The sequence below is a fragment of the Ilyomonas limi genome, from assembly GCF_005233845.1.
Taxonomy (GTDB): Bacteria; Bacteroidota; Bacteroidia; order Chitinophagales; family Chitinophagaceae; genus Ilyomonas; species Ilyomonas limi.
The window spans coordinates 32,115-53,485 of sequence record NZ_SZQL01000019.1 but is presented as its reverse complement, the minus strand read 5'-3'; the positions used below and the strand labels follow the sequence as shown (position 1 = coordinate 53,485).

17 protein-coding genes are annotated in these 21,371 nt (G+C 41.2%); 6 read left to right on the top strand and 11 right to left on the bottom strand.

Annotated elements, in window-relative coordinates; genetic code table 11:
• Positions 1-74: 74 nt before the first annotated feature.
• Together FC093_RS19300 and FC093_RS19295 are read right to left on the bottom strand one after the other, a co-directional pair.
• Positions 75-3,482: a ThuA domain-containing protein gene (locus FC093_RS19300; RefSeq protein WP_137263449.1), complete on the bottom strand. Its 3,408-nt coding sequence runs from the start codon at positions 3,480-3,482 to the stop codon at positions 75-77.
• 496 nt (positions 3,483-3,978) lie between these two features.
• Positions 3,979-5,118, bottom strand: a complete 1,140-nt coding sequence (locus FC093_RS19295) for an acyltransferase family protein (RefSeq protein ID WP_137263448.1) — start codon at positions 5,116-5,118, stop codon at positions 3,979-3,981.
• Between the two features lie 149 nt (positions 5,119-5,267).
• Between FC093_RS19295 and FC093_RS19290 the strand changes: the two genes are divergently transcribed.
• The 3 genes from FC093_RS19290 to FC093_RS19280 all read left to right on the top strand — a co-directional run bounded on the left by FC093_RS19290 (position 5,268) and on the right by FC093_RS19280 (position 8,360).
• On the top strand, positions 5,268-6,125 hold the full coding sequence (locus tag FC093_RS19290) for a beta-1,6-N-acetylglucosaminyltransferase (RefSeq protein ID WP_137263447.1): 858 nt from the start codon (positions 5,268-5,270) through the stop codon (positions 6,123-6,125).
• Positions 6,126-6,270: 145 nt separating this feature from the next.
• Positions 6,271-7,191, top strand: coding sequence for a glycosyltransferase family 2 protein (locus FC093_RS19285; RefSeq protein WP_206106633.1), 921 nt, complete (start codon positions 6,271-6,273; stop codon positions 7,189-7,191).
• Positions 7,192-7,193: 2 nt separating this feature from the next.
• Entirely contained in the window at positions 7,194-8,360 is a 1,167-nt protein-coding gene (locus tag FC093_RS19280) for a glycosyltransferase family 2 protein (protein WP_137263446.1), read from the top strand.
• 111 nt (positions 8,361-8,471) lie between these two features.
• On the opposite strand, the gene FC093_RS24695 is transcribed toward FC093_RS19280, so the two are convergent.
• Positions 8,472-8,612, bottom strand: coding sequence for a UPF0175 family protein (locus tag FC093_RS24695; RefSeq protein ID WP_206106632.1), 141 nt, complete (start codon positions 8,610-8,612; stop codon positions 8,472-8,474).
• Between the two features lie 302 nt (positions 8,613-8,914).
• Here FC093_RS24695 and FC093_RS19270 point away from each other — a divergent pair, with 302 nt between their 5' ends.
• Positions 8,915-10,201: an NfeD family protein gene (locus tag FC093_RS19270; RefSeq protein WP_137263445.1), complete on the top strand. Its 1,287-nt coding sequence runs from the start codon at positions 8,915-8,917 to the stop codon at positions 10,199-10,201.
• Between the two features lie 175 nt (positions 10,202-10,376).
• Entirely contained in the window at positions 10,377-11,162 is a 786-nt protein-coding gene (locus FC093_RS19265) for a slipin family protein (protein ID WP_137263444.1), read from the top strand.
• A 236-nt stretch (positions 11,163-11,398) separates the two neighbouring features.
• Here the strand turns inward: FC093_RS19265 and FC093_RS19260 are convergent, their stop codons facing one another.
• The 8 genes from FC093_RS19260 to FC093_RS19225 form a co-directional block, all read right to left on the bottom strand.
• The gene (locus FC093_RS19260) at positions 11,399-12,874 is read right to left on the bottom strand and encodes a M20/M25/M40 family metallo-hydrolase (protein WP_137263443.1); all 1,476 of its coding nucleotides are present in this window, start codon (positions 12,872-12,874) and stop codon (positions 11,399-11,401) included.
• Between the two features lie 134 nt (positions 12,875-13,008).
• The gene (locus FC093_RS19255) at positions 13,009-13,818 is read right to left on the bottom strand and encodes an ion transporter (protein ID WP_137263442.1); all 810 of its coding nucleotides are present in this window, start codon (positions 13,816-13,818) and stop codon (positions 13,009-13,011) included.
• 298 nt (positions 13,819-14,116) lie between these two features.
• On the bottom strand, positions 14,117-14,857 hold the full coding sequence (locus FC093_RS19250) for a flagellar basal body-associated FliL family protein (protein WP_137263441.1): 741 nt from the start codon (positions 14,855-14,857) through the stop codon (positions 14,117-14,119).
• Positions 14,858-15,035: 178 nt separating this feature from the next.
• A complete protein-coding gene (locus FC093_RS19245; RefSeq protein WP_137263440.1) occupies positions 15,036-15,839 on the bottom strand; it encodes a glycosyltransferase family 2 protein in 804 nt (267 codons plus the stop codon).
• Positions 15,840-15,872: 33 nt separating this feature from the next.
• Entirely contained in the window at positions 15,873-16,292 is a 420-nt protein-coding gene (locus tag FC093_RS19240) for a response regulator (RefSeq protein ID WP_137263439.1), read from the bottom strand.
• An 8-nt stretch (positions 16,293-16,300) separates the two neighbouring features.
• On the bottom strand, positions 16,301-17,437 hold the full coding sequence (locus FC093_RS19235) for a sensor histidine kinase (RefSeq protein ID WP_137263438.1): 1,137 nt from the start codon (positions 17,435-17,437) through the stop codon (positions 16,301-16,303).
• A gap of 321 nt (positions 17,438-17,758) precedes the next feature.
• The gene (locus tag FC093_RS19230; protein WP_137263437.1) at positions 17,759-19,078 is read right to left on the bottom strand and encodes an aspartate kinase; all 1,320 of its coding nucleotides are present in this window, start codon (positions 19,076-19,078) and stop codon (positions 17,759-17,761) included.
• Positions 19,079-19,379: 301 nt separating this feature from the next.
• On the bottom strand, positions 19,380-19,979 hold the full coding sequence (locus FC093_RS19225) for a Uma2 family endonuclease (protein WP_137263436.1): 600 nt from the start codon (positions 19,977-19,979) through the stop codon (positions 19,380-19,382).
• A 284-nt stretch (positions 19,980-20,263) separates the two neighbouring features.
• Between FC093_RS19225 and FC093_RS19220 the strand changes: the two genes are divergently transcribed.
• Positions 20,264-21,247 carry an aldo/keto reductase gene (locus FC093_RS19220; RefSeq protein ID WP_137263435.1) on the top strand — a complete coding sequence of 328 codons (984 nt, stop codon included), beginning with the start codon at positions 20,264-20,266 and terminating at the stop codon, positions 21,245-21,247.
• Positions 21,248-21,371: the final 124 nt, after the last annotated feature.

The following is a 21,371-nucleotide window of genomic DNA, read 5'->3' as shown; positions in this document are numbered from 1 at the left end:
TATAACAACATAACCTGTCAGGTTCCTGAAACCTGACAGGTTAAACAAGATGTGTAGCTGCAAAAAGACCTGTATTACTTAAACTGTACGCTTAAGATAGCCGCAGTTCCCGCTGCATTACTCTTTACTGGCGTACATACAAAGTATAAAGTATGGAAAGCGCCATCTGTTACAGGTTGTATAGTGCAGTGTGCTGATGCAGTTCTTATCGGCAGTTTGTTGGTAACATCCTTACTGGTTGCATCGGCGGAAAGGGTACCGGTGCCAATCACTTTACCATTTGCATCGTCCAAATGAATTTCCACTTTATAGTCGGTTGGGAAAGTTTTTTGATACCCCCCCCTCAGATTAATGGTAGAAACACCACTCAGATCAATGCTGTCCATTGCAAACCAGCCTTGTTGCGGCGGCATAATCATCATTTGTTGCCCGTTATAGGCAAAAGTGGTAAAGCCCTGTACCTTTTCTTTACCTTTAAAGGAGACTGTACTGCCTGGTAATGCAACGGTATTGCTGCCGGTGAGTGCTTTCAGGTTGTTGGCGGGTGTATTGGTATAACTGGCAGCAACTACCAGTGTAGCATTGCCTTTTGCGCCAGCCGGGGGGGTAATAGTACCCGTTGGCGGCAATGATTTTTGCAAGGTAGTTTTTTGGGATAACGACATTACATACTCAATAATTTGTTTCAAATCTGCCTGCGAAATATTGGGGTGTGCCGGCATTGCCTGATCGCCCCATACGCCAGCACCGCCCTTCATTACTTTATTCATCAGGTAGTTCATGGCATTCGGGTCTTTTTCGTATTTCTTAGACACGTCTATGAAAGCCGGCCCAATAGATTTTTCGGCTTCTTTATGGCAGGTTTTGCAATCCATAGAAAATGCCAGGTTTCTGCCGGCTATATGCGTGCCTGCACCAATGTTCGCATCTCCCGCACGGTCGTAGCCCTCTACAAAATTGGCCGATATATACAGATTGGCATTATCAACGGCTCCTTTATCTTGCACCTTAACGGTATAAGGTATTGGCTTGCCTGGCAGGTAAAACGATTTGTTGCCGCCAAGCTGTATAGTTACATCCGGTATTTCATTGCCGGCATATACCGATACTACATCACTCTTTGCCACGGCGCCTTTATCATCTTTTACTTCTACCTGTATATTATAATCGCCGGCTTGTGTATAATTGAAATCTACCGTTGGTGTTTTGGTTTCTACAACCTTGCCATTACCCAAAGTCCACTTGTAAGAAAGTGCATCATGATCGGGGTCTTTTACGTCCACTGTAGCCTTTCCATTAAAAGGCAAGGCACCGGCCGTTTTATCTACTTTTATGGAAGCAATTGCCGGCGGACGGTTGCCACTGTTATAATCAATGCGCGCAAGCCCGGCATCAGTATTTTTTTGAAACCAGCCGCTGCCATATTCCAGTATATACAACCTGCCGTCCGGTCCCATTTCCATATCTATCGGCGCATTGAATTTGGTGCCTTCCATAAAGGGTTCCAGCCGGTCAAAATCACCGTTGGGCGTCAGCGATACAGCTTTTATCCAGCCGCGTATCCATTCGTATATAAAGACTTTTTTATCGTAATAATCGGGATAGCGCGTTTCTTTAGGATACATATCCGCATAATACGCCGGGCCTGCCATAGCTGTTCTGCCGCCGCTGCCTACTGATGGAAATTCGGCAGATTCACCGTACGGATACCAGATGAAAGCAGGGCTAAGTGGTGGCAAATCGCGCAAGCCGGTATTGTTGCGGGAGTCGTTTACAGGATGTTGCGGGTCGAAGGCAGGACCCGTTTTACCAGTGTTGAAATCGTACTCGTGATAGGGATAATTATTGCCTACAAAATACGGCCAGCCGAAATTGCCGGCTTTCTTCGCCTGGTTTAATTCATCGTAGCCACGCGGTCCACGGGTGTCAAGACTATCTGCATTGGCATCGGGGCCAACTTCGCCCCAATACAAATACCCGTTCTTTTTATCTACAGAAATGCGGTATGGATTGCGGTCGCCCATTACATAAATTTCAGGGCGCGTTTTATCGGTGCCTTTTGGAAATAAGTTCCCTTCGGGAATGCCATACGTACCGTCTTTATTGATTTTTATGCGCAAAATTTTTCCGCGCAGATCATTGGTGTTGCCAGCGCCACGGCGGGAATCCCATTGCTCATGTCCGGGGCGGTCATCAATGGGCGCAAAAGAGTGAATGTTATAAGGCGGATTGTTTGGCTCATCAAAGGGGGTGGAGTTGTCGCCGGTAGAAACAAACAGTTCATCGTCCTTGCCAAAAGCAATAGAGCCACCGGTGTGGCAACAAATTTCGCGTGTAGTGCCTACTTCTAAAATCACTTTTTCTGTACTTAAATCCAGTGTATCATTATTAAAAGTAAATCTCGACAGGCGATCTACTGAACTATCCACCGGGCTGTAATAAATATACACATAATGATTACTGGCATAATCAGGATCGGCTTGTATGCCCAGCAAGCCTTCTTCGGAGTTGACGCCCTGCGTATGGAGTGTTTTATAATATACATTTAAAAAGCCGGCCTGCTTTACGCTGTTGGTATTCTTCTTATACAACATCAGTTCGCCACGGCGCTGGGCTACCAATATATCTAAATTGGGCAAAATAGTCATTTCAGTAGGCTCGAAAAAAGTAGCCTGTACCAACTGTGTTTTAGTGAAACGGTTTTCATCGGGTGCCCTCAAAGCCGTCACTTTAGAATAATTCAGTTCTTTATTATCGCCAATGGCATACCTGATGCCAGCCAGCAAATGGCTTAAATAAGCGGGATCGGTAAACGACTCTTCTGTATGTCCCAACTCGGTGTACCAGGCACGTCCGCCATCAAACTCGTGGTACCATGCCATTGGATGGTTGGCGCCATTAGTGCCACCTTTATAACTACTTTCGTCAATAGTTATTAATACATGTAAATTGCTGTCTAAGCTTTTAAAATTGTACCATTCATCTTTTCGCTTCCAGGTAGCAGGTATGTTGCCGGTCATGGTAGTGTCTTTATCCACTGCATGCAACACCGCTTCCTGCTGTTCAGGATGTCCATTGAAATAGCCGCCAACCAACCTGCCATACCAGTGCCAGTCGTAATTGGCATCGGCAGCAGCATGAATACCTGCAAAGCCCCCACCTGCCTGTATGTAACGTTCCAGATCAGACTGCTCTTGTGCATTGAATAAATTGCCGGTAGTATGCAAAAAAACAACGGCAGCATATTTCTTCAGCGTGTCTTCCGTTATCATAGACGCATCGGAAGTGGTATCCACCTCAAAATTGTTTTGAGCGCCCAACTTCATAATGGCATCTACGCCATTCGGGATAGAACTGTGGTGAAAACCGGCAGTTTTGGTAAAGACTAATATTCTTGGTTCACCTTCCCTTTGGCGGCAACTAAATAAGGTACACACCAGCAAACCGATAATCAATAAACGGAGTGAAAGTTTCATAAGCATAGAATCGTAGAAAAAAGTTTTATGTATAAAGCTATTGTTGCAAACCTATGTAAAGATTTGATGGAATGGATGATTATAAAGTAATCATTTTCGATACTATATTATCATTCGTGGGAGCGAATGTGCTGTGTATTGCCGGGTTGGGAAGTTGTAAAAAGAGTTATTATAATAAGGCTATTAAAAAAAATCACCGCGGATAACAGGAGTTCAGAGTATAAGTGTACGAAACCTGCGTCATTGCGAGCGGAGCGAAGCAATCTGTGCTTAGTTGTAAATCAATATGGATGGCTTATTTTGATATAATTACAACCCACAGATTGCTTCGCTCCGCTCGCAATGACGGCATTACACTACCTTTAAATTGTAAATTTTTCGTACGCTTGTAGTGTTTAAAGCAGTTATATAAGATTTAATAGCTCTGGGTAAGCTCATTAAACTCCTGTTCTTCGCGGTAAAAGAAAAATGTTTGCTGTTAAGTAATAAACCGTTAAGCGAACTACAATGCAGTCGCTATTTCTTTTGCAAAAACTACTTCTTTTTGTACGGATTTGGTGGCTTTTGATTTGCCCGCAAAGCGCATTTCAATATGTTTATATGTCCATTCCGATACTTTATAGATTAACAGGTAATTGAGTGCAAATAACCAGGTGTAAGCCGAAGCTGGTAAATGCAACAGCCGTATAAAAACAATATTAAAAAGGCTTAGCAGTAGGGCATGAGTCATGTAAATAGAATACGAGTATTGTCCCATTCTTTTTAATATGCCCGATTGCTTAAGCAACCCGGAAACAAAGCCTTTTTCGAAAGAAAAGATGAATACCGATAAAAAGAACAGGATAAGATAAATAAAACCAACCTGCTTGAATGTTTCACCTTCGTAAATAAAGAAACCTGTGCACAACAGCAGCATACATTCTGCAAAATGAAAAAAGCTTGCAGGCAAATTGTTGATGCGGTTTTTACATGCTGTAAAAACATTCATGCACAACATACCGGTAAAAAAGCCGGCAACCCCGCGCAGGAAGCCAAAGTCATAACTGTAATTTAATATGCCGTTGCCTTTTACCATTGCCACAATGGCAATCGCAGCCAGTACAATAGCCGCAGCAAAGTAATTTTTATATTGCTCTTTTTTTATTTTAAACAACAATAACATTAGGCTGCCAAAAAACACATAGCTAATCATTTCGGCACTGATAGACCAGCCTGGAATATTCCAGCTTACATCGTGTACACCAGGCATTTTTACAGCGTTGAGCAGGAACAAAGTGGATATAAAACTCATCCAGTTGTTATTGGTATTATTTAAATTGTTTATCTGAATGTGTCCTACGAAAAAATGCTTGGTTATTTCTATTACTACAAAAATCAGCAGCATTACAAAATGCAGCGGGTAAATGCGCATCCATCTTTTTTTAAGGAACTGCTGCAACTTATCTGTACTGCTTATTCCGCGATAGCTGTATGCAATTACAAAGCCGCTGAGCACAAAAAAGAAATCAACAAAGAGATCGCTGTTGTTTACAAAGTTGTTATTGATGACAGGTGTATTTGTAAAAGCACTCATGTGAAAAAAAACAACCATTGCAGAGAAAATGCCACGAAAAATATCGAGTACTTCAAACCTGTTTTTCATTTGATGTTGGATTTGAATGTAAACTTATACAATCATTAATAGCAACAAAGCAGCTTAAAGAAATTTAAGTACCCCTCATCGCAGGTATAAGCCTATTTTAATGGATAAAATCAATTGCTATATTCAACTTTGTATCATTCTTATTTATTATGAAAATAGCACACATCATATTGGCACATGCGCAGCCGGAGCAGTTGCAAAGGCTGGCAAACAAGTTGTTGCACCCCGATGCGGATAGCTATATTCATATAGATGCAAAACAACACATTGAAGCATTTAATGCATTGCGGCATATACCTCATGTACACTTTGTGCAAAAGCGTGTAAAAGTAACCTGGGGCTCTTATAGCATGGTGCAGGCAACGCTTAATGCTTTCGAACAAATCATCGCCTCCGGAATTCAATACGATTACATTAACCTGCTGAGCGGGCAAGACTATCCGCTTAATGAGGCTTCGTTTATACATCAGTATTTTGCCTTGCATCATGGCAAGCAGTTTATGGAGTTTTATTCCATTTACGATGCCTGGCATGAGGCAATACCGCGTGTTACCAAATACCATTTGATCAACTATGACATACGTGGCAAATACAAGCTGGAACAGGTTGTAAACAAGTTAATGCCGGTACGCCGGATGCCCAGAGGACTGGAACCGGTTGGCCGCTCGCAATGGTTTACCATTACATTGCCGGCAGCAAGGTATATCCTGCATTACCTGCATGATCACCCCGAAGTGACAAGATTCTTCAAACTTACCTGGGCGCCTGATGAGTTTATTTTTCAAACCATTCTCTTTAATTCAGATTTCAGAGGTGATATGGTGAATGATAACCTGCGGTATATGGACTGGAGCGAGGCAAAGCCAAGCCCTAAGACATTAACCAGTGCGGATATTCCTGCATTGGAGCAATCTGGTTGTTTATTTGCAAGAAAAGTAAATATACAAACCGATAAGAATTTGCTTGATGCAATTGATACTTTTTCGCATTATAAAACAATGGCGTAACATCGTTGATTGCTGTAGTATTTGATAAGAATGACAGGAGATAATCAGGTATGATACAGAACAATTGTATTTGTAATTCTTATCTTTTAAATGTCAATATAGCTGCTGTATAAAAGCAGCAAAAATATAATCCAATATCCGCTAAATGTTGAAAAGCGTTTCCATCATCACTGTCAACTACAATCACCATCACTTAACCGAGGCGTTGCTGTACTCTATTTTTTCAAAGAATACTTACCCATCGGTTGAAATTGTTGTGGTGGATAATGGCAGCGACACCAATCCGCTACCCGCATGGCAGCAGCAATTTCCTGCTGTTCGCTTTATCCGTTCCGAAGTAAACTTAGGCTTTGCCGGCGGCAATAATGTAGGCATCAAAGCTGCAACAGGTGACTATCTTTTTTTGGTAAATAATGATACGGAGTTTACTGAAAGCCTGGTAGAACAATTAGTACACACGTTAAACATACATCCGGATTGTGGTATTGTATCGCCCAAAATAAGGTACTACGACACCCCCAATGTATTGCAATATGCAGGTTATACCGAGATGAATTATTACACCTGCCGCAACCGTTGCATTGGCCAGTTTGAAGAAGATAAAGGACAATACGACAACTGTACCGGCATCACCGGTTTTGCACATGGTGCTGCTATGATGATAAAGCGTGAAGCCATTGAAAAAGCCGGTTTGATGGCAGAGAATTTCTTTCTGTATTATGAAGAGATGGACTGGTGCGAATACATCAAACGAGCAGGCTATACAGTGCATGTGAATATGCAGGCATTGATCTATCACAAAGAATCTATGTCTGTGGGCAAAGCATCGCCGCTGAAAGAGTATTTTATGAACCGCAACCGGCTGCTTTTTATTCGTCGTAATGCGCCTACACTTAAAAGAGTTTCATTCCTGTTTTATTTTTTGTTGGTGGTTTCACCTCGAAATATTATCCAATATGTCAGCCACAAAAACTATCGTTTTATTCCTATATTATTTAAAGCCATCACCTGGAATTTTACGCATACAACTAATAGTAAAATATTAGGCTATTCCTTCAATCAGTAATTATGAAAATTGCATTTTGGTTTTCACTTTTTATAGTCTTTTACACCTTTTTCGGGTATGGTATTGTGCTGTTTGTACTAGTGAAGCTGCGCAGGTTATTCAAAGGCAAAAGAACAATCAATAGAGACATTCACAATCTGCCTTCCTGCACGCTCATAATTGCAGCTTACAACGAAGCAGATATACTGGATAAAAAAATAAAAAACACCTTAGCATTGCGCTATCCTGCCGGTAAACTGCACATTTTATTTGTAACCGATGGCTCAACGGATACTTCGCCAGAAGTGGTAAAAAAATACAGTGTCATACAACTGATGCACTCGCCCGAACGCAAAGGCAAAATACACGCCATGCACCGCGCCATGCACGAAGTAAAAACCAACATTGTGATTTTTACGGATGCAAATACATTTTTGAATGAAGATGCTTTGGTAAATATTGCAAGGCACTACAGCGATGCCAATGTAGGTGCTGTAGCAGGAGAGAAGCGCGTGCTGATAGAAGACACAGCAGATGCTACTGCCGGTGAAGGCTTTTACTGGAAGTACGAGTCGGCTTTAAAGAAATGGGACTCCGAGTTGTACTCGGTAGTAGGTGCTGCGGGCGAATTGTTTAGTGTTCGCACGAGTTTGTATCAGCCTGTGCCGCCAGATACAGTGCTGGATGATTTTATGATTTCGCTACACATTGCCGAGAAAGGCTATCGCATAATTTACGAGCCCGAAGCGTATGCGATGGAAACCTCTTCCGCCAATGTTACAGAAGAATTAAAACGCAAGATACGTATTGCAGCAGGTGGCATACAATCGGTGTTGCGTTTGAAGAGTTTACTCAATCCTTTTCGCAATAGCGTGTTGTGTTTTCAATACATCAGCCATCGTGTATTGCGCTGGACCATTACGCCCTTTTTGATGATTGCTGCATTTGTGCTGAGTGGCTGTATTGCTTTTATTACACATGAAAAGTTTTATATGCTGCTCTTTACTACGCAGGCATTCTTTTATGTGCTGGCCGTATTGGGTTGGATTGTAGAAAAAAGAAAATTAAGTGTAAAAATTTTATTTATTCCCTATTACTTCTGTGTAATGAACTATGCGGTGATTGCGGGCATACGCCGCTATATGATGGGGGCGCAAAGTGCTGCATGGGAAAAGGCAAAAAGAAAATAGCATAGTGCTGGTATGCGGTAATATAATAGAATCGAGTTATCCAATTTTATCCAAAAGATTAAGATAACTGGCAGCAGTGATGATAATTTTGTGCATTGGCAATATCCTCTTCTAATTCCTCTGCAGAATAGTTGAAAACAGAAACATTATCATTGGCAAAAGTCCCATAAAAGTGCGCCTGGAGTATCCGGCAAGTTCTGCTGCCTGACCAAGTGATAGTGTATGTTTCTCGTACAACCTGGCAGCCAGCAATGCTTTCGCTTATTTTTCATCTATATCAATGCTTTCGGGGAGATCAAGAATTAATGTTTTCTTTCCTCAATTTTACAACGTTGGTTTTTAAACTTCCATCTTTCTCCAAAGCGTATATAGCTATATACTTTGAGATTGGTTAGTATCTTCATCTATACGTACAATTTTTTATTTACTCTTTCCCTTTTATAAATATTTCCATTGCTCCTTGCAATTTATTTAGCCCTTCCCTTTACCATCATTCCATTTATACCAAAACAATCCTTTAAATTGACTAACTTCCCCAATTGAAAGACTTGCACATGAAGCGAACTTATTTAATTGTTATTCTTGCCATTATACTGTTGCCGCTGTTTGTAACAGCACAGACAGTTGTATCCATACACATCGACGGATCTATCAATCCGGCATCTGCCGATTTTATCCATAAAGCGATCAACCGTGCAGCAGAGAAGAAAGCCGAAGCACTGCTCATTCATTTAAATACGCCCGGCGGTTTGCTGGAATCTACCAGAGTTATTGTGAGTGATATTTTAAAATCAAAAGTGCCCGTTATCGTGTATGTAGCTCCCGAAGGCTCACGCGCTGGTTCTGCCGGTGTTTTTATTACAATGGCAGCTCACATTGCGGCTATGGCGCCGGGTACCAACATTGGTGCAGCGCATCCGGTGGGCATGGGCAGTTCGCCCGACTCGGTAATGAATGAAAAGCTAACGAATGATGCTGCTGCTTTTATAAGAACGATAGCAGAAAAAAGAAACCGCAACCTCGAATGGGCAGAACATGCGGTGCGGCAAAGTGTGTCCATTACCGAAACGGAAGCGCTGCAAAATAAGGTCGTTAATTTAATTGCGAATAATGATCAGGATTTACTCAGCAAGATAGATAATACAACAGTGCAGGTGACAAATGGAAGTAAGACGCTGCATACCAAAAATGCACACATTGAAGTACTGGAAATGGGCTTTGCTGAAGAATTATTGAACATACTAAGCGACCCAAACATTGCTTATGTTTTAATGATGCTTGGCTTTTATGGGTTGCTGTTTGAACTGTATAATCCCGGTGCTATTTTCCCCGGTATTATTGGTGCTATTTGTTTAATTCTTGCCTTTTATGCCATGCAAACTTTGCCCGTTAATTATGCGGGGTTAGCATTGATTATTCTTGGTGTTATTCTTTTTTTATTAGAAATAAAAGTGGTGAGTCATGGTATGCTTACTATTGGCGGCATTGTGTCGCTGGTATTGGGTTCTATCATATTATTCCAGGATACTTCGATAGGCGGCGTGGTGAAAGTTTCTCTGAGTGTTATTATCACAGTAGCTGCTGCTTCCACTTTGTTTTTTCTGTTTGTTGTGGGTGCAGGATTGAGAGCACAACGTTTAAAACCAATATCAGGAATGGAAGGGATGATTGGCGAAGTTGGCGAAACATTAAATACACTTAATCCTGCCGGAACAGTACGAATCCGTGGTGAAATGTGGAATGCAGAATCTGTTTCGGGTATTATTGAGATGCAGCAAAAAGTGCGTGTAACTGCAATGCAAAATTTAAAACTCTATGTGGAACCCATGGGTAGTGTTTAATAGCAGATTTAACGGATGAAATAATTTATTAGAATTACTGATGCAAACTGGGCACTGATTTTAACTATAACTCATGAGCTGTTTGTCTTAGTATAACTTGAATTAGAAGCGCAACAAACCTTATTAAGCATCAATTACATATATACGTTTACTACTTTAACTTAAATACTTATTTATGCAGCAAATCCCTGTTATTTTTATTGTTCTTATTTTTTTCGCACTCTTTATTTTAGCCAATGCCATCCGCATTTTAAAAGAGTATGAGCGTGGCGTAGTGTTCCGCCTGGGGCGTGTAACAGGTGAAGGTGCGAAAGGTCCCGGACTTATTTTGCTTATTCCTATTGTAGACCGGATGGTAAAAGTGAGCTTGCGCACCGTGGTAATGGATGTGCCGCCACAGGATGTGATTACTGCCGACAACGTGTCCATTAAGGTAAATGCAGTAGTATATTTTCGGGTGCTTCAGCCGCAGTTGGCAGTAGTGGAAGTAGAAAATTACCTGATGGCTACTTCGCAGATTTCACAAACTACCTTGCGCAGTGTGCTTGGTCAATCGGAGCTGGACGATATACTTTCACAACGTGAAAAGATTAACCTGCGACTGCAACAAATTATAGACGCGCAAACCGAGCCGTGGGGCATCAAGGTTTCGCATGTGGAAGTAAAACAGATAGACCTGCCGCAGGAAATGCAGCGCGCTATGGCAAAACAGGCAGAAGCCGAACGCGAACGCCGCAGTAAGGTCATTTCTGCCGAAGGCGAATTTCAAGCTTCGCAACGCCTCTCCGATGCAGCCAAAATATTGAGTGAACAACCCAGCGCTTTAACGCTCCGTTACCTGCAAACGCTTCGTGAAATTGCTACCGAAAATAATTCCACCACCATCTTTCCGGTGCCGCTCGATTTTTTAAAGCCCTTTATGAATGGGGGATTGAAAATAACTACCGAGGAAAAGCAGTAGTAGGTTGTAGTATCTGTTTTAAATGAAAGTTAAACAAAAGAAAGCTGGTAATTTTCTTCAACAGCATGATAATTTTTCCACTGTAGGGAGCAGGAGTAAATAGAGGTTTCGCAGTGTTAAATAAATCTCTGCGAAAGGCTTTCAACTCTCGTTCTCCGCGGTGAAAGAAAAGCCAATTTCAATTAAAAATATACTATCAGATTTGATGTATTCTTTCATTTACATCTTTAAAATAATTACTGATACAATTGCTTCCATGCTGCTTCATATTTATCACCTTTTATCCATTCCGGCTGTTTGGGATTATCAGCAATGAGTTGTGTGGCAAGAATAAAAGAATGAATGTATTTCATGGCATAAATCAAATCAAAACTGCCTACTTCATCGCTCAATTGATGATAGCGTTTATTGATCTCTTCATCAAACTTTCGTATGCCCAAACTGAAAGTGGGCGCAGGAATACCATGTACAGCAAGCTGCGCATTATCACTCCTGTCAAATAAATTTTGTTCAGGAGCGGGGTCGGGCTTTGCCGTTAAACCGAAAGCAGCGCAGGCTTTTTTGATGTTGTCATCAGCAGATGTTCTTCCTAGGCCTACTACCGTTACAATGGATGTGTCATTATAGCCCGCATTATCAATATTCAAATTATACACGATTTGTTTTAATGGAATAACCGGATGTGCTGCAAAATACTTGCTTCCCAGTTCACCTACTTCTTCAGCAGCATAAGCAATAAATAATACCGAGCGTTTGGGCGGATGTTGAGTAAAATATCTTGCAGCATCTATTACTGCTGTTACGCCAATGGCATTATCCCGCGCACCGTTATAAATGCTATCCATTTTTCCTTCCTCCATCTTTGGCTGCTTTGCAATGCCCAAATGATCGTAATGTGCAGAAAGTACAATGTATTGATTTCTCAATTTCGAATCTGTGCCTTCCAAATAGCCCACCACATTCTTTGCAGGAACAATTGTTACCCGTGTGCCTTGTACAGTTAAGGTGGCTTCTGTATTATCCGGTATGTTTTTTATAGAAGCATGCTCGTCATTAACAATCAAAGCAGGAATACCGGCGCTTTCTTCTTCCCCCGGATTTTCCATGGTGAGGTACTGTTGTAAAGCAGTCCAGGAAATACTACCTGCCTTATAACGTTCAATGATTGCTATAGCCCCTTTTTGCTGCAACAATGCTCTTTTTGTTTGGAGCGCACGCATACCTTGCCTGAAAGTACTCTTATCATCTGTTCCGGTTTCGGTAATAACTATTTTCCCTTTTACATCTATGTTTTGAAGGTTGTTTTCCGTTCCGTATTTTGCATACATTACAGGTGCAGTAACAGATATATTGCCACCATTTAGCTGTAATAATGATTGCACCATATTATACGTGTTTCCTGCCATTATTAAGGCGCCTTCAGTAGCAGGTTTTCTCATCTTTATATCAAAGGTTTGGAAGTAATCAGTGGTGCCGGGTGTTTCTTTCAAGCCTATGCTGCGGAATAGCTCGCTAATGTAACGTGCGGCAATGTTTATCTCGGGCCGCGTAGTGCCTCTGCCCATCAGTTCGTCGGATGCTAAAAAGCGCAACGGTGCCAGTGCAGACGGGCGCTTTATCTCCTTCTTAATTTCTTTTACAGCATTGAAATTTTGTGCATTGACAAATAAAATAACGATGCACATGCAATAAGTAAGGACAAGTTTTTTCATAATAGAAGAATGGCGGTCAAGATAGAGAGAAATGTAAATACAGGAGAAAATTAATGGGAACTATATTTCAATCCTGAAGCTCACAGATGAAACGATATCTGTTTCTAAGAGCAATGAACAGTTATCATTTTAATCTATTGTTGTTGATTAGCGACCGTAATAGCTTTCAATTCATTAATAGATTGTGTAAGCTGATCAATTTTTTTCTGTAATGCCTTTACATCCTCTGCACCGGCTATCGGCGCATCCTTTTCTTCTGCATCGCGCCCCACAAAAAACGAAGCCAATGTAGCTGTAATATATCCAAATACACAAAAGCCATATAAAGCAAGCAGCAAACACAATGCTTGTCCTTCGGCTGTTACGGGCCAGTATTGGCTGCCAAGGCTGGTAATAAGCATTGCCGTCCACCACAAGGCCTCGCCGTATGTTTTTAGTCCGCCGGATTGCTGGTTTTCGAAGGCATACATACCTGCCGCGCCGGCAAAAATAACTCCTATGGTAAGTGCCACCACATAGCCAAACCCACGGCGTTTAAAAGTGGCACTAAGGCTCTTCATGCTGCGGTTGACAGAAGCTACAATTTTTATAAGGTTAGCGCCTTTAAGCAACCGCACAACCCGCACAATGCGTACTACTCTTAGTGCCGGAATAATAAGCGAAATGGCAGTAAGCCAGTTCTTTTTTAAAAAATTCAGCTTCTCCGGTGCAAGTATAAATTTGGCAATAAAGTCGATGATAAAAATAATCCAGATGATAACACTTAGGATTTTTAAAACAGGATTCAAGCCCCATATCAGATCTACTATTACAAGTATGAGCCATATAAATCCTAAGAAAATCAATGGACCTTCCATTGCCTTTTCTACTCTTTTAAGTAGCGTATTGCGTTCTCTCTTCAACTGGATATTGCGTTGTTGCTTAAGTGCTTCTTTGTGTTCCATAGTGTTATTTGTTTGCAATAAGCTATAGTAAAAAAGAAACGTGCCAGTTAGTGAAGGGCATTACAAATGATTGGGAAAGACAGTTGACGCAAAAGACATAACTACTTTTACAGTGCTTCGCGGGAGTTTACCAGAGTGGGATTAATGATAGTGTAAGTGCGCTTTGTAAAGAGTTTGTTTAGTGTTTGATTTTTGTAGTTTTGTTGTTTTACGGTTGTTGGTATTCTTCTCTTCATCTGTAGTGAAGAACACCAACAGTAGAAAATCTCAATGGCCTGCGATAGCTTTTTTATGTTCGTTACTTCAATGTCAAAGTTCCTGTATTAAAGTAAAAGTTTGTATTCTTTTCCTTCTCATACTTTTTTAGATCAACGAAATAAATAAAATTTGATTTTATTTCACGCAATGGAATAAGATAAACATTTTCTGGTGAGCCTCCGGTGCCTCCAATTCCAATAGCAATAAAGACGGGAATCTTCTTTGTTTTTTCAAAATTATTATACCTGTCAAATTGCTCTTTGCTTGCAAATTCAACACCATTTTTATAAAGCTGTTTTCTCCATTTACATTCTAAGGCAAATGCTGTTGTTTCTCCTTTCAGATTAAATTCAAATAGGATATCGGGCTGAGGTGTTGTTTCTGCATAATGCCCATTTACGTATTTGTCTCCTGCCCAATGCTTTATTTTAAAATATTGCTTGTTAAATTTTTGAACAATATATTTTTCAAAGTCAAGCCCGTTTTTCTTTTTATAATCTACTAACTCAGTCTCCGAGTCAATATTTAGTTTGTTCAGTCTTTCTTCTGTTTGCTGAATTACTTTGTCGGCATCTATGTTATTTTTATTTGCTATTTCGCGAATTTTGTTTCTTTCATTGTTAGTCAGCACGCCATCTGCAATAGCAACTTCGATAATTTTATCTATTTCATTGCTTTCTAAACTTTTACGTTGTCCCGAGGTTTTAAAAAGCATTGCTCCGGCTATTAACAGTAATCCACCTAGTGACATTAGGATAATTCCTATCATTCTTTTCTTCATTTATTTGTTCTCTGAATAATGATACACAACTTAAAATACCTGAAAATTTTAATCTCCGATAGCTTTGCACTTTGCAGCCTATTGATTTTAGTACTGATGTTAAACAAACAAAATGACACATTACTGTGTCACTTGTATGGTATTGATTGCGGCTACGGATTGTGAATACAATATTTGTTTAGCTCAACATGCGTTTCATTCTTTTTATGGTAGCCTTCCACAAACCACCATCTATTTGTATGCGGCGGTCGGTAGTCCATACCATTGCGTTGGGCTGTGCTACGCAGTGTATTTTGCCAAAGCCATTATTACGCAGCTTTAGTGCCAGCCAGCCATCTTCGTTGGTGCCGGGCGGGTGCGTAAAGCCCTCTACCAACAAGCCATCGGCTTTGCGAAAACCTGAGTTAAAACCATATACATTCACTGCCTCTTCGCGGAAGGTTTTATTAATCCAGCGCGTTAGCTCGGCAAAATATTCATACCATACATAAGTACGCCGGGTCGTGCTGCCAACGGGTATAAAAGCAAAGCGACCAAATACCATAGCCACTTCTTTTTCTGCCGTTAACGGCTTTACCATTTCTTCTATCCAGTCGGGCGGATAAATGGTATCGGCATCGGCATTCAAAATATATTTTCCGCGTGCTGCTGCCAGCCCTGCATTGCGTGCGGGGGTAATACCTTGCTTTGTTTCCAGTATGCAGCGGGCGCCGGCAGCCGTTGCCAGCTCGGCAGTACGGTCGTTACTGTTGTTGTTTACCACTACTATTTCTACCGTTCTTTTGGTAGTGTTGGCAGCCAGCGAAGAAAGCGTTTGCAGAATAGTTGTTTCTTCGTTGTAAGCCGGGATAACAATAGAAATATCAGGCGTATCGCTGTATCTGGAACGGATAGCAATATTGAGCGCATTTATATTTTGTTCCAGCACGTTGCCGTTCTGGTAGTGCTGCATAATAAAAGAAGGTATAGAAACAGGTCTCATGGCTGTATTTTGTGCAGTAATGGAATGATAGTATTAACTCAATTTCTCGTGTATGTCTTCAAATAGTTCCTTCACCTGCTCAATGTCTGCAGGCTTAATGATATACTCGGTAATCTCGCTGTAAGAGGCTGCTTTTTCCACGTCGGCATCACTGATGGAGGAAGTAACCATATAAATAGTAGTGCGGTGGTTTTGCGGCGGCATCAGTTGTATAAATTCATCCAGGAACTGCCAGCCATTCATCACCGGCATATTTACATCCAGCAGTATTACATCGGGTAGATTGATTAACTGTGGCAGGTGCGCTTTGATGTATTCCAAGGCCTGCAAACCATTATAAAACTGGAATAATTGTACAGGTGTGTGAATGTACTTAAACATACGGCGCATACCAAACTGGTGCAGTTTGTCGTCGTCAATGATGTAAGTAACAATTAAAGGAAGATCTTGCATGTGTATTATTAAAACTTAATTTTAAAAGTGGTGCCTTTGCCAACTTCGCTCTGTACTTCTATACCACCACCCATTTTTTCAATCTGGTTTTTGGTAATGTACAGTCCAATGCCACGTGCATCGGCATTATTATGAAATGTTTCATTCATTTTAAATAATCTGCTGCCATATATGTTAAGGTCTATACCTAAACCGTTGTCCGATATGGTGAGGCAGGTACGATCGTCTTCTAAAGAGGTTTTTATACTGATAACCGGAATACGTTGCGGATGTTTATATTTGATAGCATTGGTCACTAAGTTGAGCATAATGCTTTCGAGGTAGGCAGGTACGTAATCTAGGTATTCACACTCTGAAAAATCGGCACGTAGCTTAATATTTTCACTATTTGTTTTTATACCTAAGGCATTCACTACATTATCGAATACTTCACTAAAGGCGAGCTGTTTTTTACTTTCCTGCACGCTTACCTGCGAGTTGACAATATCGCGCAGGTTATTTACTGTTTCGTCCAGCGAATCGGATAAGCCTTTAATGTGTTCCAGCCATTCCAGCTTCATTTCCACATCGGTTTCCAGTTCAATCATGTTGGTAATCATCTTCAGATTGCCGGTATGCGAACGCAGGTTATGCGAAACAATATGTGCAAAATCTTTTAACTTATCTGCTTGTTTATTAATAACGTCGAGCGACGCTTTTAAAGCCAGTTCCCGTTTTTTTTGATCATCAATATCCTGGAATAAGCCGCGCCCACCTATCACTTTTCCTGCGCTGTCAAACACAGGCTTAGCCACTGCGCGCACCCATATTTTTCTTTTACGTGCAGTAAGAAATTCCAGCTCTTCATCATACGGTTCGCCTTTTTCTACCAACCGGTTGTATCTATCCACAATAATATCTCTGGACGAGCCGTAAAAGAAATTAATCGCTTTTTCCACCGTGGGCTTATAATCATTATATACCTCATGTATCCGCTTTGTTTGTTCCGACCAAAAAACAGTATTATTTACCAGATCTATTTCCCATCCGCCCACTTTAGCCATTCTGAATATTTCATCAAAAAAGAAGTTGCGTGCTGCTTGACTGTCATCGCTCTGCAGCTTCGGCAAGTCATTTACATACGGGCGTAAAAAAGAAGTTTGCATTGGATATTGGATTTGGAAATCAGTACAATTTTAGACTAAAATTTTGTGTGTAAAAGCGGGATCGCTAAAATTTAAGAAGCACTTAATCTGTTGTTCGCTTTTTTATCTATAATAAAAAATTAGGTGGATTGTTAAGTGTTTTTTAAGTGTTTTATGGGGCTGTTGTTTGACTCACAAAACTGCCAGGCGCACAAAGGAGCAAAAGAATAATGCACAGAACAGCACATACAAATAAAAAGAGTTCCGAACCTTTCAATAGTTCGGAACTCCTTTTATCAGCTCCATCAGTTCTCATCAGGGAGCATCATTATCCAAATAGTATTATAGCCCAAATACGCCACTGTTAATCAACTGCAATGCTTCTTTTTTATACTCGCTGCCGATGAGCAACGAAATGTTGTGCCGGCTGCCGCCGTAGCTTACCATTCTTACAGGTATAGTGCTAATAGCATCAAATAATTTCTTTAATACCTCCGGTGTTTCTGCAATCTCATTACCCACTACCGATACGATGGTAAGATTGTCTTCTGCCTCCACGCTGCCAAATGGTTCGAGCTCTTTTATAATTTCAGGCAGGTGTGCATCCGTGTCAATTGTCAATGACACTGCCACTTCCGAAGTGGTAATCATATCTATCGGCGTGCGGTATTTCTCAAATACTTCAAACACTTTGCGCAAAAAACCATACGCCAGCAACATGCGGCTGCTTTTTATTTTGATAGCTATAATACCATCTTTTGCAGCTACTGCTTTCACGCCGGTGCTTTGTGCATCTTCGGCAATAGTAGTGCCTGCTGCCTGCGGCTGCATGGTGTTGAGCAGCTTTACAGGCACATTGGAATGTTGTGCCGGCCAAATACACGTAGGATGCAAAATCTTTGCACCAAAATAGGCTAGCTCTGCTGCTTCGTCAAAGCTCAACTGGCTGATGGGAACGGTTTTGTTTACCACACGCGGATCGTTGTTGTGCATGCCATCAATATCTGTCCATATCTCGCACACACTGGCATTGATAGCGGCCGCAATCAACGATGCAGTATAGTCACTGCCGCCACGCTTCAGGTTATCCACTTCGCCACGTGCATTGCGGCAAATGTATCCTTGCGTAATAAACAGTTTTTTATCGCTGTGTTGCTGTAATAACTTGTTCAGTTTGTATTTGATAGCAGGCAATTCCGGCTCTTCATTGACATCAATACTCATAAATTCCAGTGCAGGTAAGAGCAGGTGATCAATACCTTTTTCCTGTAAATACACACTAAACAATTTGGTGCTCAGCAATTCGCCCTGCGCCAGAATATCTTTGTACAATGCATCACTGAAAGAGATGCGTAAGATGATATCTAAAAATTCAAAATGCTCTCTGGTGATAGCGGTAGCTTTTGCCACACATTCTTCCTGCTCTACCAACTGCTTTATAAAATTGGCATAGTGTGCCTCCAGTTCCTCAATTTTGTTTTTAGCGCCGGTACGGTTGCCGGCAGCAATGGCATCGCCAATGGCCACCAGCGCATTGGTAGTGCCGCTTAATGCGCTTAATACTACAATTTTTGGCTCGGCATCGGCAGTTACCAGTTGTGCTACCTGGTGCATACGCTCTGGCTTACCTACGCTGGTACCGCCAAACTTCATTACTTTCATATATACATTTTTGCGGGTGCAAAAGTATTAGCTGGAGCAGAATAATAAAGTATAATTTTTTAAATAAAAAAGGGCTTCAGTAGTTTAAAGTTTAAAGCTTAACGTTTAATGATGGAAATATTTTAAGAAGAAGCTGCTTTTTATTGTTTGATAAAGCGGAAAAATGCTTTGCGGCGAGTGAGAGGTTAAAGAATAATTTGAGTTGCAAATCCACTTTTGATGGCAGGTAAACAGCACAATGGGGGTATATGCAAAAAAATGCGGCCGTCATTAGCGGCCGCTGTGTATATAGAATCATAGGTTAAACGGTTGACGGCAGATGCGTATCTGCATAGATGTCTTGCAAAGAAACGGATAGTTCAACAAATGGCAAAGCCAGCAACTGATTGTTTTGATTGCACACTTCCGAAGGCCATTGCCCATTTTCATCTTTGCGAAAGGCTTCTATATAAATGTTTTCGCTATCTACCAATATGTACTCTTTTAAAGATGGAATATCTTTATACAACTCAAACTTTTGCCCTCGGTCGTACTGCCTGGTTGAGGGAGAAAGAATTTCAATAATGATAACCGGCTCAGTAAAACTATCTTCTTCTGCATCAAAGTTGTTATTGCAATACACCGCAACGTCGGGATAAGTATATAAGGAGTTTTGCGGTATGTGCATTCTTGCATCGCTACCAAAAGGACGGCACCGTTTACCTTTTAGTTGAGTGGCTAATATTGCAAGCAGATTTACCGAAATAATATTATGTATCTTTCCCGCGCCGGCCATCGCAAATATTTCTCCCCGGTAGTATTCGTGCTTATCTAAAGCAGTACGCTCCATTTCGAGGTATTCCTCTTCCGTCCACTTTTTCTTATTATAAGTCAGTGCAGGTTCTCTCAGTTCTGTTTCCATCTTTCAAATATACTTAATTGTGTGCACGGCCTATACGGGTTTACTTTGCCCATTACTCGCTATTGGGAGCATGTTACGAATTGAAGTGCTGTTAGGGGCTTATGGTTGTCGCTTTCACCGAATCTTGTGGACACTTGTATGCTTTTTTTGCTATTCAGCAAGACTTACAACTCCATTCATAAACACGCTGTTATGCAAATCTTCTGCTATTGCAAGTTTTTAATCCGGGGAATAATTTTTGACTTCACCTTTGAACAATATTCTTGCAGCATTAATATCAACTTATGAAATACCGTTATTTTCAAGGTAATCCTGTTTCCGAGATTGGCTTAGGCACGTGGCAGCTTGGCAGTGCCGATTGGGGTAAAGTAAATGATGACGAAGCTTTTGCTATTTTACAAGCCTTCACCGATGCTGGAGGCAACTTTATAGATACCGCCGATGTGTATGGTATGGGCATCAGTGAAAAACTGATTGGTCGTTTTGTAAATCAGACCAACAAACAATTGTATATTGCTACCAAGCTGGGGCGCCGCGGTGATGCAGGCAATGGGTGGCCGCAGAACTTTACATACGCTGGTATGCGCCGGCATATAGAAAGTTCGTTGCAGCATTTAGGAGTAGCACAATTATTTCTGGAGCAATTGCACTGCATTCCAACAGAAGAACTAAAAAGAGGAGAAGTATTTGACCATTTTAGAAATCTACAGCAGGATGGGTTGATTAAGTACTGGGGAGCGAGTGTAGAAACGAGCGAAGAAGCACTTATATGTTTGAAGCAGGAAGGCATTGCATCGCTGCAAATCATCTTCAACTTATTCCGGCAACATGTAGCCGAAGAAGTGTTTAGAGAGGCTGCTGAAAAAGGTGTCGCCATTATTGTAAGAGTGCCGCTGGCAAGCGGTTTATTAACCGGAAAATTTAACCAGCAAACTACTTTTGCGCCTAACGATCATCGTAATTTTAATGCGAACGGACAAGCCTTCAATGCTGGTGAAACCTTTTCTGGTATTGAGTTTCACCAGGGTGTAAATTTTGCCAATGAGATAGCTGCTCATTTTCCCGATCATCGCACCGCAGCGTGGTCGCTCCGCTGGATATTGGATTACCCCGAAGTAACAACAGTTATTCCCGGTGCTACCAAACTATCACAGGTGCAAAGCAATATATCGGCTTCTGATTTGCCACCATTATCACCTCAAATACATCAACAATTACGTGCTTTATACAATGAAAAGATAAAGCCCGCTATTCGTGGACACTATTAACTCTGAACCCGGACGTATGGGATTTGGAGATGACTGGGATTTTGAAGTATATTGACGATTAATGGGATTTGCTGTTATATCATGTTAGTGGATGAAAAAGGGTCGGAACTTTCTAAAAATTCCA

Bases quoted from the DNA above. Each gene is read 5' to 3' on its own strand.
- FC093_RS19235 (WP_137263438.1), bottom strand. From the start codon at position 17,437: ATGCAAACTTCTTTTTTACGCCCGTATGTAAATGACTTGCCGAAGCTG.
- FC093_RS19290 (WP_137263447.1), top strand. From the start codon at position 5,268: ATGAAAATAGCACACATCATATTGGCACATGCGCAGCCGGAGCAGTTG.
- FC093_RS19300 (WP_137263449.1), bottom strand. From the start codon at position 3,482: ATGCTTATGAAACTTTCACTCCGTTTATTGATTATCGGTTTGCTGGTG.
- FC093_RS19255 (WP_137263442.1), bottom strand. From the start codon at position 13,818: ATGGAACACAAAGAAGCACTTAAGCAACAACGCAATATCCAGTTGAAG.
- FC093_RS19220 (WP_137263435.1), top strand. From the start codon at position 20,264: ATGAAATACCGTTATTTTCAAGGTAATCCTGTTTCCGAGATTGGCTTA.
- FC093_RS19260 (WP_137263443.1), bottom strand. From the start codon at position 12,874: ATGAAAAAACTTGTCCTTACTTATTGCATGTGCATCGTTATTTTATTT.
- FC093_RS19230 (WP_137263437.1), bottom strand. From the start codon at position 19,078: ATGAAAGTAATGAAGTTTGGCGGTACCAGCGTAGGTAAGCCAGAGCGT.
- FC093_RS19265 (WP_137263444.1), top strand. From the start codon at position 10,377: ATGCAGCAAATCCCTGTTATTTTTATTGTTCTTATTTTTTTCGCACTC.
- FC093_RS19245 (WP_137263440.1), bottom strand. From the start codon at position 15,839: ATGAGACCTGTTTCTATACCTTCTTTTATTATGCAGCACTACCAGAAC.
- FC093_RS19285 (WP_206106633.1), top strand. From the start codon at position 6,271: ATGTTGAAAAGCGTTTCCATCATCACTGTCAACTACAATCACCATCAC.
- FC093_RS19295 (WP_137263448.1), bottom strand. From the start codon at position 5,118: ATGAAAAACAGGTTTGAAGTACTCGATATTTTTCGTGGCATTTTCTCT.
- FC093_RS19270 (WP_137263445.1), top strand. From the start codon at position 8,915: ATGAAGCGAACTTATTTAATTGTTATTCTTGCCATTATACTGTTGCCG.
- FC093_RS19225 (WP_137263436.1), bottom strand. From the start codon at position 19,979: ATGGAAACAGAACTGAGAGAACCTGCACTGACTTATAATAAGAAAAAG.
- FC093_RS19240 (WP_137263439.1), bottom strand. From the start codon at position 16,292: ATGCAAGATCTTCCTTTAATTGTTACTTACATCATTGACGACGACAAA.
- FC093_RS19280 (WP_137263446.1), top strand. From the start codon at position 7,194: ATGAAAATTGCATTTTGGTTTTCACTTTTTATAGTCTTTTACACCTTT.
- FC093_RS19250 (WP_137263441.1), bottom strand. From the start codon at position 14,857: ATGAAGAAAAGAATGATAGGAATTATCCTAATGTCACTAGGTGGATTA.